This window comes from Paenibacillus mesotrionivorans, from assembly GCF_046098205.1.
Lineage (GTDB): Bacteria > Bacillota > Bacilli > Paenibacillales > NBRC-103111 > Paenibacillus_AR > Paenibacillus_AR mesotrionivorans.
Genome location: NZ_JBJURJ010000012.1, coordinates 91,969 through 106,382 on the forward strand (window position 1 = coordinate 91,969; position 14,414 = coordinate 106,382).

12 protein-coding genes and 1 tRNA gene are annotated in these 14,414 nt (G+C 56.6%); 8 read left to right on the forward strand and 5 right to left on the reverse strand.

Going from position 1 to position 14,414, the window contains the following annotated elements; all coding sequences use genetic code 11:
- Positions 1–111: 111 nt before the first annotated feature.
- The 4 genes from ACI1P1_RS18240 to ACI1P1_RS18255 all read left to right on the forward strand — a co-directional run bounded on the left by ACI1P1_RS18240 (position 112) and on the right by ACI1P1_RS18255 (position 3,424).
- Entirely contained in the window at positions 112–1,146 is a 1,035-nt protein-coding gene (locus ACI1P1_RS18240; protein WP_416217864.1) for a F510_1955 family glycosylhydrolase, read from the forward strand.
- A 34-nt stretch (positions 1,147–1,180) separates the two neighbouring features.
- Positions 1,181–2,437: a molybdopterin molybdotransferase MoeA gene (locus tag ACI1P1_RS18245; protein ID WP_416217865.1), complete on the forward strand. Its 1,257-nt coding sequence runs from the start codon at positions 1,181–1,183 to the stop codon at positions 2,435–2,437.
- Positions 2,434–2,952, forward strand: coding sequence for a molybdopterin-guanine dinucleotide biosynthesis protein B (gene mobB, locus ACI1P1_RS18250; protein WP_416217866.1), 519 nt, complete (start codon positions 2,434–2,436; stop codon positions 2,950–2,952). The genes ACI1P1_RS18245 and mobB overlap by 4 nt, the downstream gene beginning before the upstream one ends.
- 400 nt (positions 2,953–3,352) lie before the next feature.
- A tRNA-Lys gene (locus ACI1P1_RS18255) sits at positions 3,353–3,424 on the forward strand.
- 524 nt (positions 3,425–3,948) lie between these two features.
- Here the strand turns inward: ACI1P1_RS18255 and ACI1P1_RS18260 are convergent.
- Genes ACI1P1_RS18260 through ACI1P1_RS18270 form a run of 3 tightly spaced genes read right to left on the reverse strand, consistent with a single transcriptional unit; the run spans position 3,949 to position 6,551 of the window.
- A complete protein-coding gene (locus ACI1P1_RS18260) occupies positions 3,949–4,674 on the reverse strand; it encodes an ABC transporter ATP-binding protein (protein ID WP_416217867.1) in 726 nt (241 codons plus the stop codon).
- Positions 4,667–5,491: an ABC transporter permease gene (locus ACI1P1_RS18265; RefSeq protein ID WP_416217868.1), complete on the reverse strand. Its 825-nt coding sequence runs from the start codon at positions 5,489–5,491 to the stop codon at positions 4,667–4,669. The genes ACI1P1_RS18260 and ACI1P1_RS18265 overlap by 8 nt, the downstream gene beginning before the upstream one ends.
- The gene (locus ACI1P1_RS18270) at positions 5,466–6,551 is read right to left on the reverse strand and encodes an ABC transporter substrate-binding protein (RefSeq protein WP_416217869.1); all 1,086 of its coding nucleotides are present in this window, start codon (positions 6,549–6,551) and stop codon (positions 5,466–5,468) included. The genes ACI1P1_RS18265 and ACI1P1_RS18270 overlap by 26 nt, the downstream gene beginning before the upstream one ends.
- 227 nt (positions 6,552–6,778) lie before the next feature.
- Between ACI1P1_RS18270 and ACI1P1_RS18275 the strand changes: the two genes are divergently transcribed.
- Positions 6,779–7,045: a VOC family protein gene (locus ACI1P1_RS18275; RefSeq protein WP_416218004.1), complete on the forward strand. Its 267-nt coding sequence runs from the start codon at positions 6,779–6,781 to the stop codon at positions 7,043–7,045.
- A 32-nt stretch (positions 7,046–7,077) separates the two neighbouring features.
- Here ACI1P1_RS18275 and ACI1P1_RS18280 read toward each other — a convergent pair whose 3' ends face one another.
- Positions 7,078–7,956 carry a carbohydrate ABC transporter permease gene (locus ACI1P1_RS18280; RefSeq protein WP_416217871.1) on the reverse strand — a complete coding sequence of 293 codons (879 nt, stop codon included), beginning with the start codon at positions 7,954–7,956 and terminating at the stop codon, positions 7,078–7,080.
- A gap of 30 nt (positions 7,957–7,986) precedes the next feature.
- Positions 7,987–8,871: an ABC transporter permease gene (locus ACI1P1_RS18285; RefSeq protein WP_416217872.1), complete on the reverse strand. Its 885-nt coding sequence runs from the start codon at positions 8,869–8,871 to the stop codon at positions 7,987–7,989.
- A gap of 205 nt (positions 8,872–9,076) precedes the next feature.
- Here ACI1P1_RS18285 and ACI1P1_RS18290 point away from each other — a divergent pair, with 205 nt between their 5' ends.
- The 3 genes from ACI1P1_RS18290 (at position 9,077) to ACI1P1_RS18300 (ending at position 14,252) form a co-directional block, all read left to right on the forward strand.
- On the forward strand, positions 9,077–10,831 hold the full coding sequence (locus ACI1P1_RS18290) for a sensor histidine kinase (protein WP_416217873.1): 1,755 nt from the start codon (positions 9,077–9,079) through the stop codon (positions 10,829–10,831).
- On the forward strand, positions 10,803–12,419 hold the full coding sequence (locus ACI1P1_RS18295) for a response regulator transcription factor (protein ID WP_416217874.1): 1,617 nt from the start codon (positions 10,803–10,805) through the stop codon (positions 12,417–12,419). Before ACI1P1_RS18290 ends, ACI1P1_RS18295 begins: the two co-directional genes overlap by 29 nt.
- A gap of 126 nt (positions 12,420–12,545) precedes the next feature.
- Entirely contained in the window at positions 12,546–14,252 is a 1,707-nt protein-coding gene (locus ACI1P1_RS18300; RefSeq protein WP_416217875.1) for a type 2 periplasmic-binding domain-containing protein, read from the forward strand.
- The last annotated feature ends 162 nt before the right edge of the window (positions 14,253–14,414 follow it).

The window sequence follows — 14,414 nt, forward strand, 5'->3', positions numbered from 1 at the left end:
CGTTACTACACCTTATGCAAAGCTGGAAACACATGCTATAATGTCACGTAGAGCTTACATAAGGCGGTGGAAAACATCGGAAATTTACATTGGTCTACCTGGGTTTTGCTATTGTTTTGTCTCATTTGCGCCGGTTTGACGGCCAAATACTGGTCCTTGCCCAACCGCAAGGAGGCACGGGGCCTGAAGACGGCCGCATTGCTGGCCGGTTCACTGGCGGTATTGATGGGAGCGTTTAATTCCTCTGGAATGTGGGAGAGCCGGGATAAGAAAGAATCCATGAATCTGATCCAGATATATGGCATGACATATGACCGTTCCGGCAGCGGAATTATGGTTGCCACCCATGAAGGCATCAAATGGTGGCGGGACAACCGGTGGCAGTCGGAAGGGGGAGACCGTCATGATTTTGTGGCCTTCGCCCCGTTTGAGGGAGGATTTTATGCCAGCGGGAAGCCCGGGCCGGGCTCCAAGCTGCCTAACCCTTTGGGTCTGGCCAAAAGCACGGATGCTGGGCAAAACGTGCAGCTTCTAGCCTTGGAGGGAAAGGTGGAATTCCACTATTTGGCCTCGACAGTGCGCTCTCCCGCTACTATCTACGGCTATCATGAAACCTACGGGGTTCAACCCCTGCGTCAGCCCGGCTTGTATCATACGACGGATGAGGGCGGCAGCTGGATGAGGTCATCCATGAAGGGATTTGAGGGTGAACCTACCGGATTGGCGGTGCACCCAGAGCGGCCGGAGCTGGTGGCTATGGGGGCAAGAGACGGACTGTTTTTGTCCCAGGATAAGGGGAATACCTTTGAGAAGGTGCTGCCCGGTCTGGGAATCTCATCCCTCTCCTTTGATAGGGACGGTATGATCACTGCAGGAACCTTCAAGGATAAGCCGGCTCTCTTGCAGCTGGATTCCACCGGCAAACAGACAGCGGAGATTCCTCTGCCCGAGCTGAAGGGGGATGCGGTGGCATTTTCCGCGCACAATCCTGTGAAGCCGGAGGAACGGGTAATCAGTACCTATGAGCATGATTTGTATCTGACATCCGACGGAGGAGCGACCTGGTACCAACTGGCTGCAGGAGGCAAAACAAAGCCTGCTCCGGAACGGGTGCCTGTTGCCGGCCAGAAGCCGGAGGGGAAATAGCATAATATGAAGCCAGAGGTAAGGGGGAAGCTGCATGAAATTCCAGCGGACAGCTTTACAGGTTGAGGAAGCCGCGGCACGGATATTGGAAAGGCTGCAGCCGGGACGGACGGAAACGGTTCCCTTGGCGGAGGCATGGAACCGCTATCTGGCGGAGCCCCTGGCTGCAGATCAGCCGGTGCCCCATTTTCGGCGTTCGGGCATGGACGGATATGCTCTCCGGGCGGAGGAAACGGCGGGAGCGTCGGAGGATTCACCCGTTCGTCTGGCGGTTACGGGAATAATTCCTTGCGGCAGCATCTATGACCGGAGGCTTGAGCCCGGCCAAGCGGTCCGGATCATGACCGGGGCTGCGGTTCCCGATGGTGCGGATGCGGTGGTCAGGCTGGAGGATACCTTGCCGGAGGAGGAAGGGGAAGGCGGGGCGGTTTCCATTCTGCGGAGTGCGAAAACGGGTGCCAATATTTCCGAAATCGGGCTGGAAATTGTTCAAGGGGAGAAGCTGCTGGAGCCGGGCAGACGGATCGGTCCCGGAGAAGCGGCTTTGCTGGCCATGTTCGGAGCGGCTCAGGTAAAGGTGTATGCCAGGCCGCGGGTTGCCGTGTTCGCCACGGGCTCGGAGCTGCTTGCCGTAGAGGAGCCGCTTGCACCGGGCAAAATCCGTAACAGCAACAGCTATATGCTGCTGGCGCAGCTAAGGGAGGCTGGCTGTGAGCCTGTTCTGGCCGGGGCGATTCCCGATGAGCTGGAGCTGGCCCGTCAAGCCGTCACCGCTGCTATGGACGACTATGATATGGTAATTACCACCGGGGGTGTTTCGGTGGGGGATTACGATATCCTGTATGATCTGACCACGGGCTGGGACGGAGAGCTTCTATTTAATAAGCTCGCGATGCGTCCGGGCAGCCCAACCACCGCCAGTATCCGGCGCGGCAAGCTGCTGTTTGCCCTGTCAGGGAATCCGGCTGCCTGCTTTGTAGGTTTTGAGCTGCTGGTCCGGCCGGCGCTCCGGAAGCTTATGGGTGGAGTCGACGTGGGTTTAGGCGCTTTCCCCGCTCGGCTGAAGGCGGATAGGTTAAAAACCGACGCCAAGTTTACCCGGTTCGTCCGCGGGGTCCGCACCGTGGGGCCGGAAGGGCAGCTATGGGCGGCGCCTGTGGGCGTGGATGCCTCCAGCATTACCGTATCCCTGCGGGATGCCGACTGTCTGATCGTAGTGCCGCCGGGAGATGCCCCGCTGGTGCAAGAGACGCTGGTCCGTGTGATACCTCTTGGAGGAAGCCGCTTATGATGAAGCAGCAGCCCCTAGTGGTACAGGTGGTCGGCTACAAAAATTCCGGCAAAACCACTCTCGTTTGCCGGCTTGTGGAGCGGTTGGCCGCCCGGGGAATTATAGTCGGGACGGTCAAGCATGACGCCCACCGGTTCGAAATGGATGTTGAGGGCAAGGATACCTGGCGCCACCGGGAGGCTGGAGCCAGGGTGGTAGCTATTTCCTCCGAGGCTATGGGCAGAACCTGCTATCTGGAGGAACGTTATACGCCACTAGCGGAGATGCTGGAGCGGATGCGGGACATGGATGTGGTGCTGGTGGAGGGTTTCAAAACGGAAGGCTACCCCAAGCTGGCGATGATCCGCCAGGAGGAGCAGCTGGAGCTGCTGAGCAGGCTGGAGTCTCTTCTTGGAGTAGCCAGCTGGCTGCCTGGGGAGACGGTCCGGGGAGCTGCCGGAGAGGGTGTGCCGGTTTTGGACAAGGATGACGCCGAGGGGCTGGAGGCGCTGGTCCTGAAGCTGCTGGCCCGGTAGAGTATGGGCTGAGGTGCCGGATTCGAGGCTCAATCCGTCGTCTAACTGGGGCAGAGGGCGGCTGTTACTGTTGTCTGAAGGCGGCCGCTAACCCATTGTTAGGGTGGGATGACCTTTTGGCCGCCGGGAGGTTTAGCGGAAAGACCATTCCGCTATTGCTTGGGAGGGCTTCCGGCTGGATGGGATAGCGGAAGCCTTTTTCCGTTATCCGCTGGTTTTATCCCTAGCGGAGGCACGAATTGCTGCGATAACGGAAAACCTCTTCCATTTTCCCGCCGGAATTTTTCCTTTCCCGGAAAATAGCGGAAACCGGCTTCCGGTATGCCCGAGCAAGACCTCCGGGGTATAGAAAATGGGGGTTGCATTTCGGTACAAGCCGTGATATTATTACAAACGTTGCAGATCCGTAGCTCAATGGCAGAGCAACCGACTCTTAATCGGTAGGTTGTGGGTTCGACCCCCACCGGGTCTATATAAGCAAGGGAGAGCGCCCACGCGGCGCTCTTTTTTTATGCCCGGTTTCTGCCCACCCGTATCCCGTAAGGGGGCGGGTGGCGCGCCAAAAACCCGCGGGCCGTTATGGCTTCCGCGGGTTTTTGTTGTTCAGTATTAGGTTAGGCAACCGTTCAGGGACGAAACGGACTGAGAATCCGTTATTCTACTGAAAAACACACTTTTGGTGATTTCGTGGACTGAGGATACGTTATTTGCTCCCATGGTTGGTGAAACCTGCGGTTTGGCGTCACATAGCGGATTCTGTGTCCCTCAGTAGCGCCAAATCGGTCATTTTAGCTAAATAGAGGAACGTGGGTCCGCTAGCGGGGAGGGGCTGCCGGCAAGCCTGGGTTTAGAGCCCAACAGGCTCAGTAAACCGAGGTGTGGACTCAAAAAGGCCGCGACTGCAGGGGAAGAAACGAGCCGGTCTGCATCAATTAGCTAGGAAAAGCGCCGCTCTGCATCAGTTTGCTAGGGGAGCGCCTGGGTGCAAGCAAAGCTCTAATTAGTATCCATGCGACCAGATTGCGTCAGCAAAGCCCGGAAGCGCTGTAGGGCTGCGCCTTCCTCCTCGCCTGTAATTTCCCGGAGGAAAGCATCCACATCCAGCTCCTTCGCCACCGACAGCGGCGGGCCTTCCACCATATACACCCGGTCCGCAAGACAATAGGCCTCCTCGGGGTCATGAGTGACAAATAGGACCGTCTGCCCCTTACGGCGGCATTCCTCCCGCACCAATCCCATCAGCTCCTGCTTCAGCGCATAGTCCAGCCCCTTGAAGGGTTCGTCCAGGAAAAGCAGCTCCGCCTGACAGACCAGCGCCCGGGCAATGGCTACCCGCCGCTGCATGCCTCCACTCAGTTGGCTCGGCAATGCGCCAAGAAAATCACCCAACCCCACCCGTTCTCCCCAGAGCTCCGCCTCCGCAAGGGCAGCACTCCGGCCCATCCGGCTCTCCACCGAATACGCTATGTTGTCCCGGACCGTCAGCCATGGCAGCAGCCGGTCCTCCTGAAACACCGCAGCAACGCTAAGCTCATCCTGCGGCATCCGGATGCTGCCCGCATCGGGGGCAGTCAGACCGGCCAGTATCCGCAGGAAGGTGGTTTTGCCGCAGCCGGAGGGGCCGAACAGGCAATGAACCCGCCCTTGCTCCAGCTCCAGGGAGAAGTCTTCCATTACCTTCAACCCGGCATACCTCTTATGAAGACGCTCCACACTAAGCATCCGGTCTAACCACCTCCCTATTACCGGCGGGCAGCCGGCGGATCAGCAGGGTGAATAGCCGTTCAAACCCCATGCTGAGCACAATGACCACCACCGTCCAGGCAAACAGCTCCGCCGAATCCAAATAAGCCTTGGCTTCATACATATGGCTGCCGATGGATCTGGCCGGATGGCTCAACACCTCCGCAGCGACACCAACCTTCCAGCCGTAACCCAGCGCATTGAGACAGGCGGGCGTAAAGTAGGGCAGCAGAGACGGAACGTACAGCCGCCGGATGCGCACCCAAAGCCGGACGCGGAAAACCCGCGACATCTCCAGCAGCTGCCCGTCCACATTGCGGATGCCCTCCACCATAGGGGTCCACACAATGGGAAAGCACATCAGAAAGCAGATAAATACCGGCACCTGGCCGGAGGAAAACCAGAACAGTGCGATCATGATAAAGGACATCACCGGAGTCGCTTTTATAGCCGTAACCACCGGACTGATGAGTGCATGCACCAGGCGGCTGAGTCCCGATGCCACACCCAGCAGGACAGCCAGGGCCAAAGCCAGGATAAACCCCTCCGCTACACGCAGCACGGACCACAGTGTATCCACCCAGAAGGTCTTCAGCCGGATCAGCCCGGCTAACCGATGCAGAACAGTAAGTGGTGCAGGCAGGTACAGCTCCCGGTTCACCGCCAGATAAGCCAGCTGCCAGACCAGCAGCCAAAAAACCAGCACGGCGGCTTTTTTAAGAAACCCCATCCGGATTAGGCCTGCACCGCGTCTCCCGTCAGCCGGTGCTTTATTTGGAGTAATAGAAGCCTTCATCCGCCAGCTTGCCTCCTACGGACTTGGGCTCAAAGTCAAACAGCACCTTGTAGAACTGGTTCAGCATCGGTTTGGCTTCCTGAGCTTCGATGTAGGTAATGTTGGAGAAGGGAATGGCCTTCAACGCCACAGCCGCACTGGGCAAAATGGCATATTTGGCGATCAGCTCGGAAGCTTTAGCGCTGTCCTTATTGACGAATTCTGCAGAGGTCTTGTACTCGGCCAGGAAGGCCTTCACTGCATCCGGCTGGGCGGCAACGGTTTTTTTCTGAACAACAAGACTGCCCATGGCCAATTGGCTGCCAGCACCTGCGGCTTTTGCCCATTCCTTGGTCACGTCCAGGGCGATTCGCAGCTCCGGGTTCTTCAGCATGGCAGTGGTCACATGCGGCTGTGGAAGCAGGGCGATGGGAGCGTCCCCGGAAGCGGCAGCTGCCGCCAGCTCGGTCTGCTGAAGCTTGTAATCCAGGGTGACATCATTCTCGGGATCAAGCCCGTTCTGCTTCAATATGTAGCGGAAAGCAAAATCCGGAGTAGCCCCTTTGCCGCTGGTATATACGGTTTTGCCTTTCAAGTCGGCAATGGAGGTGATGGTGTTCCCTTTTTCCAGCACGTACAGGACCCCTAACGTATTAACAGCGGCCAACTGGATGGCGCCTCCCGTTTTGTTATAGAGGGTCAGGGCCAGATTGGTGGGAATCGCGGCGGCATCCAGCTCACCGTTAATGATCTTGGCAGTCATATCATCCGGGCTGTCCAGCAGTGTAAACTCATAGTCTGCTGACGCTGCGCCAAGCGCATCCTGCTCCATCAGCTGGGCCATGCCCATGCCTGTTGGCCCCTTCAGGGCACCGACCTTCAGCTTGGCCTTTGCGGCAGGTGCGGTGCTTGGTTTGGCAGTAGACGCCGTGGATGAAGAAGCCGCTGCGGGTACGGTCGCTGGAGCAGTAGAAGCCACGGATGAAGCGGAGCCGTTATCCCCGCCGCCGCATCCGGCCAGATTCAAAATCAGGAACGTGCCCAATAAGGCGGATAATGCCTGTTTGCAAATACGGTTCATGTTGTTCCCCCCAAAAGTAGATGGTTACTACATATGGCTACCCATAGTGAAGGTCTCCATAGGCTGCCATTTCAGTGAAAATCAGTCTCATTGTATGGCCCGGTTTTGGGAGATGTCAAGGACTTATGTAAGCCGTTTCAATGGGATGCGGCAAAGTTCGGTTTTTATCCACACTTTCGAATTGTTTCACTGGACTGCGAGATTAAATTTCTATCGAAAAAAATAAAATACTTACTCAATTTGAAATCGGATCACTAAGGATCTCCCTATACTCCCAAGGAGCGGCAGAATCCGATATGGAGTTTAATTTCAGTCAGCATAACGGAACCGGGAAAATGTCAATTGGGTTCAATTTTGAAGATATTGATCATGAAGTAATAAAGCTGAAAGAATTAGGTGTTGAAATTGTAGCCGGTCCGAAGACATATTCATGGGGAGCATTTAATGGTGAAAAGAATGAAAGCCCAAAGCGCCGGAACCGTCATCGTTCCTGACTTTGGGCTTTTATAAAATTTCGGGAGTTGGCTTATTCCTTAACGGCTCCCAGCACCATGCCTTTGACGAAATAACGCTGCAGGAACGGGTACACGGCCAGGATGGGCAGCATGGCGATGAAGATTTGGGCGGCCTTGAGGCTCCGGTTGGAGAGCTGCTGCAGGTCCTCGTAGCTGATACCCGCCTTGCTTAGGTCCAGCGCCACAACAATGGTCTGCAGGAGGGTGGCCAACGGCCATTGCTCCGGCGAACGCATGTACAGCATGCCGTCGAACCAGTTGTTCCAGTGGCCCACCATGGAAAACAGCGAGATGGTGGCGATGGCCGGCATGGAGATGGGCAGGTACACGGAGCCCAATATCCGGAAGGAGGAAGCCCCGTCCACAATGGCCGCTTCATCCAGCTCCTTCGGGATGGTCCTAAAGAAGTTCATCATGAGAATCACATTCCAGACACTCAGCAGATGGGGCAAAATGTAAACCCAGAAGGAGCCGATGAGATGGATTTTCTGGATCAGAAGGTAGCTGGGAATCAGGCCGGCATGGAAGATCATGATGATCAGGAAAAACCATACATAACGGTTGCGGGGAGCAAACTCCCTGCTGTTGCGGGACAGGGGGAAAGCCGTCAGGATGGTGACCATCATGGCCATCCCTGTGCCGATCAAGGCGCGGAGAACGGAAATGCGGATAGCGCTGACAAAGTTTCCGTTCTTCAGGGTTTCGGTATAGCTGTCCAGATTGAAATCGATGGGGAAAAAGGTAACCAGATTGCCCTCGGCAGCGGATTTGCCGCTGAGGGAAACGGCGAAGATATGGAGAATCGGCAGGACACACAGCACCGATACCAGCAGCAGGAGAAAAATATTGAAGCCGTAAAAAATCTTATAGGTTGAATTTTTGTGGTACATGGTTGCCTGCCTCCTTGTTTTGTCGTCCCGTCAGAATACCCGGTAATCCGTCCACTTGTAGGCGCAGTAATAGCCGCCGCTGATGAGGATAAAACCCACCACGGATTTGAACAGGCCCACCGCCGCCGCCAGACTGTACTGGCCGCCCTGGAAGTTGCGGAAAACATAGGTATCGATGATATCCCCCTGCTGGAGCACCAGCGGATTGATCAGGTTATAAATCTGGTCGAAGTTGGCATTGAGGATGTTGCCCAGGGATAAGGTGAACACCACGCTCATAATAGGCAGCAGGGACGGCAGGGTAATGTGGAGGGTTTGCTTCCAGCGCCCCGCGCCGTCGATTTCCGAGGCTTCGTACAGGTCGGGGTTGATGCCTGCCAAGGCTGCCAGGAAGACGATAGCCGAGAAACCGAACTCCTTCCACTGGTCGCTGACAATCACCGTCACCCGGAACCAGAAGCCGTCTCCCAGGAACAGGATGGGCTCCAGCCGGAAGAAGATCAGCGCCTGGTTCAGCAGCCCGTCCAGGGAGAGCAGATCCAGGAGAATGCCGCCCAGAATGACCCAGGACATAAAGTGGGGCAAATACACCATGGTCTGGATGGAGCGCTTCAGCTTCATAGCCCGGACCTCGTTCAAGAGCAGGGCGAAGGTGACCGGGACCGTCAGGCCGAAGAAGATTTTGAGCACGGAGATGGACAGGGTGTTCCAGATGACCTGGACCGAATCCTTCATGGTGAAGATCAGCTTAAAGTTGTCCAAACCCACCCATTCCGAGCCCTGGATACCCAGCCAGGGTTTGAAGTTCTGGAAGGCCATCACTATGCCCGGCATCGGCGCGTAGCTGAAGATCAGGGCAGTCAGAACAGCAGGGAGCAGCATCAGGTGCAATCTCCAATTTTTATAATGACGCATAATAATTTTCCTTTTTAAAACGTTTCCAACCCCGTATAATGGTGCAGTATCGGTTTTCCTCATTCTGGCCCCTCCTTGTGGATTCCTCTGTAGTTCCCATTGTAAGGCGGGGCGGGAAACGGTGTATAGAACAAGGTTTTAAGATCGGTGTCACTATCTTAAGACGCGGACGGCACGGTGTAACTTGGAGCGGGAGGGAAGCGGGATGCGGAGAAACCGGCCCATTTTTGTCAAAATGAATGTGGTGATGCTGATGCTGCTGGTGCCTGTGGTGATTCTGTTCGCCTATTTTAACAGGACCAGCCTGAAGGTGATCGACGACCAGATTACGGCGCAGAATACCGGACAGCTCCAATTTCTGAAGCAGCAGATTGAAGCCAACGCCGAGCGGCTGTCTCTCTCCTCCAGCGTGCTGATCCGGGATTCGTCGGTGCTGGAGCTGCAGACCAGCATGCTCAGGGACGATTATTACGCCATGATCAATACAGAGCGGCAGGTGAAGGAGAAGCTGTATATGCAGAGCTTTTCCAGCAGCTGGTCCAATCATCTGTCCATCTATTGGCCTACAGTCGGGCACCGGGTGTCCACCAACCCGGGGGACAGCTACGATCAGGCGCTGTTGGACCGCTCGGAAAACGGCAAATGGGCCTTCCGCCAAAACAGCCCCCTGGAGGAGCCCTATTACCAGCTGTTTATCTGGGATCCGTATTTCTCCAAAAGCAGCCCCCAAACGGCAAGCGCCGTGTACGAGGTCCGGTTCGGGCTTGACAATATCCGCAGGATGCTGCAGCAGTATCAGTCGGAGGCGGCAGGACAGTCCTTTTTGCTGACCAAAGGAGGAGCGGCCATTGCCGGAACAGCCGCCGGAGACGCGCGGTTCGGCGAGATGGGGAAGGAGCTGATGCAGGAGCAGCTGGGGGAGAGCGGCCACCGGAATATGGAGGAGGACAACCGGAAGGCCTATCTGAGCTATGTGCAGCTGCCCTCCTTGGACGCCTATTTGTTCCACTACGTGCCCCTGAACGTAATCCATGCTCCGATTATCCAGGCCCGGAATCTGTTTTATCTCAGTTTGGTCTTTCTGATTCTGCTGGCCTTCACCGTCGCCTATCTCTTATATCTGCATGTGCAAAAGCCCATATCCGCCATTGTGAAGGGGCTGAAGCAGTATGAAGGGGGCAATTATTCCTTCCGCATCCGCAAGAAATTCCATAACGAATTCGATTATATGATGCTGCGGTTTAACGATCTGGGCACCCAGATCCAGCATCTGATCCATCACGTGTACGAGGAGCAGAACCGGTCACGGCTGGCAACGCTCAAGCAGCTGCAATCCCAGATTAATCCCCATTTCCTGTATAACAGCCTGTCCTTTATCGCCGCCTGCGCCAAAGCGGGGGAGATGGACACCATCAAGCGTATGGCCTTCCACCTGGCGGATTATTACCGCTACACTACCCGTGTGGAGAATCAGCTGCCCCCACTCCGGGAGGAGCTGGAGCTGGTGAGCCATTATCTGAATATCTATGCCCTGCGGCTGGAGCGGCTGGATTACCGTATTGAGGTTCCTCCGGATCTGCTGGCGGAGCCGATCATGAGGCTGATCCTGCAGCCGGTGGTGGAGAATGCCATTGAACACGGGATCGAACCCAAACCAGGCCGGGGAACGGTCCGGATAACCGGCTTCCGGAAAGACGGCTGGAACCTGCTGGTTGTAGAGGACAGCGGGGCGGGGCTGGAGGAGCAGGCACTGCAGGAGCTGGTGCAAAGCCTGGAGCGTCCCATGGATGCGGAAACGGGCTGCGGCCTGTGGAATGTGCATCAGCGGCTGCGCTCACGGTTTGGCGCGGGTGCAGGCATAAGCCTGGACAAGTCGGAGGAGCTGGGCGGTCTGCGTGTTATTCTACGCTGGAAACAAGAGGAGGAGGGTCATGATGAACAAATTGCTGCTGGTGGATGATGAGCCGATGATTCTGAAAAGCTTAGTGAACAATGACTGGGCAGGTGTGGGCGTCGGCAGCGTGCATCAGGCGGAAAACGGGCTTGCCGCCCTGGAGGTGCTGAAGCGGACGGAGGTGGATATCGTGGTGACGGATATCCGGATGCCGGGGATGGACGGGCTGGAGCTGTGCCGCTGCATCCGGGAGCAGTATCCCTTGATCAAATGCGTCCTCCTCTCTGGCTACGGGGAATTCGAATATGCCCGGCAGGCTATCCAATACGGGATCTCCAGCTATTTGCTGAAGCCGGTGAAGGATGAGGATTTGCTGTCGCAGGTGGCAGAGCTTGTGGAAGCCATCCGCCTTGAGGAAGCGGAGAAGGGCTCCCTGGAGCAAACCAGGCGGACACTGCACACCCATTTGCCCATGCTGCGCACCGGGCTTTTGAAGGAGCTGCTGGCCGGAACGGCGCTGCCTGCCCGGGAGCCGGCTGCGCGGATGGAGGAATACGGCCTGTCCTTCCGGCCGGAGGTGCCCTGCTTTATGGTGCTAGCCCGGCTGGAGGGGGTGTTCCGGCAATCCGGGGACCGGGATCTGGCCCTGTATGAGTATGCGGTTCAGAATATTGCCGGTGAGCTGTTGGAGTCACGCTGCCGGATATGGTCCTGCAAGGACACCAATGACTATTTGGTGTTTGTGCTGCAACCCAAGGAAGAGGCGGAAGACACTGGCGGCGCTGCATCCATGGCCGAAAGCGCTGCGCTGGAGCTTCAGGAGAAGGTGTCTGACTTCCTGAAGGGCCAGGTTTCTGTATGGGTCAGCGGCGGCTTCCGACTGCCGGAGGAGCTGGCGGATTCCTACCGCGTTGGTTTGAATGAGTTCCGCAAGGTGCCCCGCAGCGGGCAGGGCCGTCTCCTGCGCAGCGGGGAGCAGCGCAGCCAGTCCAAATCCCTGCAAACCCTGCACAGCCCGCCGGGCTTCCAGCAGCTTCTGGAGGCGGGGCGTTATGATGATGCACGATCAAAGCTGGACCAGATGTTCGCCGAGATGGAGGAGCGGATGCTGGATTCGGAGGAGCATCTGATGGAGATTGTGTATACGCTGGCCAATGCCTTCCTGTATTTGGCTCATCTCCAGGGGAAGACTCTGCTGGAGATGTCCGGCTGGGAGGCGGGACTGACGGCAGACCCCGGGCTGTTCAGGCATCCCGGACGGGTGCGGGGATGGGCGCTGGATGCCCTGCGGAACATGGAGGCGGCCAGCTTCCGGGATCTTAAGGACAGCAAGGGCCAGCTGATAGCCCGAATTCACCGGTTTATCGAGGCCCAAATTGCCGGGGATGTGTCCCTGCAGACCATTGCCGATCACGTGGGGCTGCACCCTGTTTATTTGTCCACCCTTTACAAGCAGGAGATGAAGGAGAATATCAGCGACTTTATTATCCGCTACCGGATGGAGAAGGCAGGAATGCTCCTGCGCACCACTGACATCAAAATTTATGAGCTGGCCAGCCGCCTCGGCTTTCAGAATCCCCCTTATTTCAGCAAGCTGTTCAAGCAGCATTACGGGGTGACGCCCCAGGAATTCCGGGACCGGCTAGGCCTGTAGCAGATCGTGGGGACCTTAACAAATTAACAGGCAATCTTAAAACTTTCTCTCTTACCGGGTTGTAAGCGCTGTAATAAGATAAGAATTGCAAACGGATTACAGTCCGAAAGGGAGGTTCGAAAACAGATGAACAAAAAATTCGCATGTATGGCGCTTGCTGCGGCAATCGCCCTCTCCACGGCAGCGGGATGTGCGGACAGCAAGGATAACGGCAGCGGCACAGCAGAGCCGGCAGGCTCACCTGCAGCCACAGCCGCAGCCAAGAATGAAACGGCTGAGGCCATCCGGAACGGTACGTACAAGTTTGACCCGCCGGTGACCATCACCACAGTGAAAGCCACGGACTCCACCATCAAATTCAAAAACGGGGAGACCATGGAGAACAACGTCCATACCAAATGGGCGCATGACCAGTTGGGCATTGACATTAAACATCTGTGGCAGGTGCCGGGTGACCAGTTCAATACCAAGCTGCGGCTGATGCTTACCGCCAACGAATCCCTGCCGGATGTGATTACCACCCAGGATATGACCCTGCTGGATGAGCTGATTCAATCAGGCAAATACCGGGATATCACCGCTGATTTTGAAGCGTATGCCTCTCCCAAGGTGAAGGAAATATACAATTCCAACCCCCTGAACTGGAGTCAGGTGACTTATGGCAACAAGAAGATGGCCCTGCCCAATTTCGCCAATGCGGGCAACGACAACTCCGTGCTGTGGATCCGCCAGGATTGGCTGGATAAGCTGGGGATGAGCGCTCCCAAAACCTTTGCGGAGCTGGAAACCCTGATGCAGACCATCCTGGACAAAAAGCCCGGCGGCAATGACAATGTGATTCCCCTGGGGGTCAGTTTCGGCTCCGGCGGTTCCTACCCCAACCCCTTCACCAGCTGGCTGGGGGAAAGCTCCTGGGTATTCGGCGCCTTCGGCACCGTCCCGTATCAATGGATTGTGCAAAACGACAAGCTGGTCCACGGCTCCACTGTCCCCCAGATGAAGGGCGGTCTGACCAAGCTGAAGGAATGGTACAACAAGGGCTTCATCTCCAAGGAAGCGGGCTTGCATGACGAGAACAAGCTGGCGGAGCTGATCGCCCAAGGCCGGGTTGGCATTGTAGCTGCTCCGTACTGGATGGGCACCTGGCCTGTACCTGATCTGCAGAAGAATGTGGCCGGCGCAACCATGAAGCCGTATCCGCTGCCCACCCAGAACGGCAAGGTGGCGGCCCGGGACACCACCTATCTCCGTGGCGGCATGCTGGTCAAAAAGGATTTTAAACATGCGGATGCGCTGTTCCTGTATCTGAACCGGATTTTCGAAGCCGTCAATGCCAAGGAAGGCAGCGAGTTCGTCAACGGCTGGTATAATGATTACGATTACACCCTCAAAGCAGACGGTACCCGGTCCGTAGAGGACAAGGATATTCCCGGCGGCAAGGTGGGCCCGGCCAAGTATCTGCTTATCGAGCCCAAGGATCCTTTTGTAGGGCTGAAGACCAACGCCCGGCTGAGCCGGGGAGAGGCGCCTGTCACTCCTTCGGAGAAGAGGGCGGCCACCAGCAACAAGGATGTGATCAAAGCCTCGGAAATCGTGGACGACGGCTGGAAAGCGGGCATTTTTGTGCCGCAGGCCTTCACCGGAGCCAACACCCCGGCCATGCAGGCGAAGGGCGGTATTCTCGCCAAGCTGGAGGGGGATACCTTCATCGGCATGATCTATGGCAAGAAGCCCATCGAGGAGTTCGACAACTTCGTCAAGGAATGGAAGAGCCTAGGCGGGGATGACATCACCAAGGAAGCCAACGAGTGGTACCAGAAGATGAAGAAATAAAGATAGCTGCAAGGAGCCTGCCGGAGACGGCGGGCTTTTTTTGTCCATCCGGGGAGCCTCTTCAATCCATCAGGCGGATGCCGGAATGCGCGGCAGACTCCGGGCGATTGCCGGCTTAAGATCTTATAAGAACTTCGAAAGATCCAAGCAATAACCCCCATA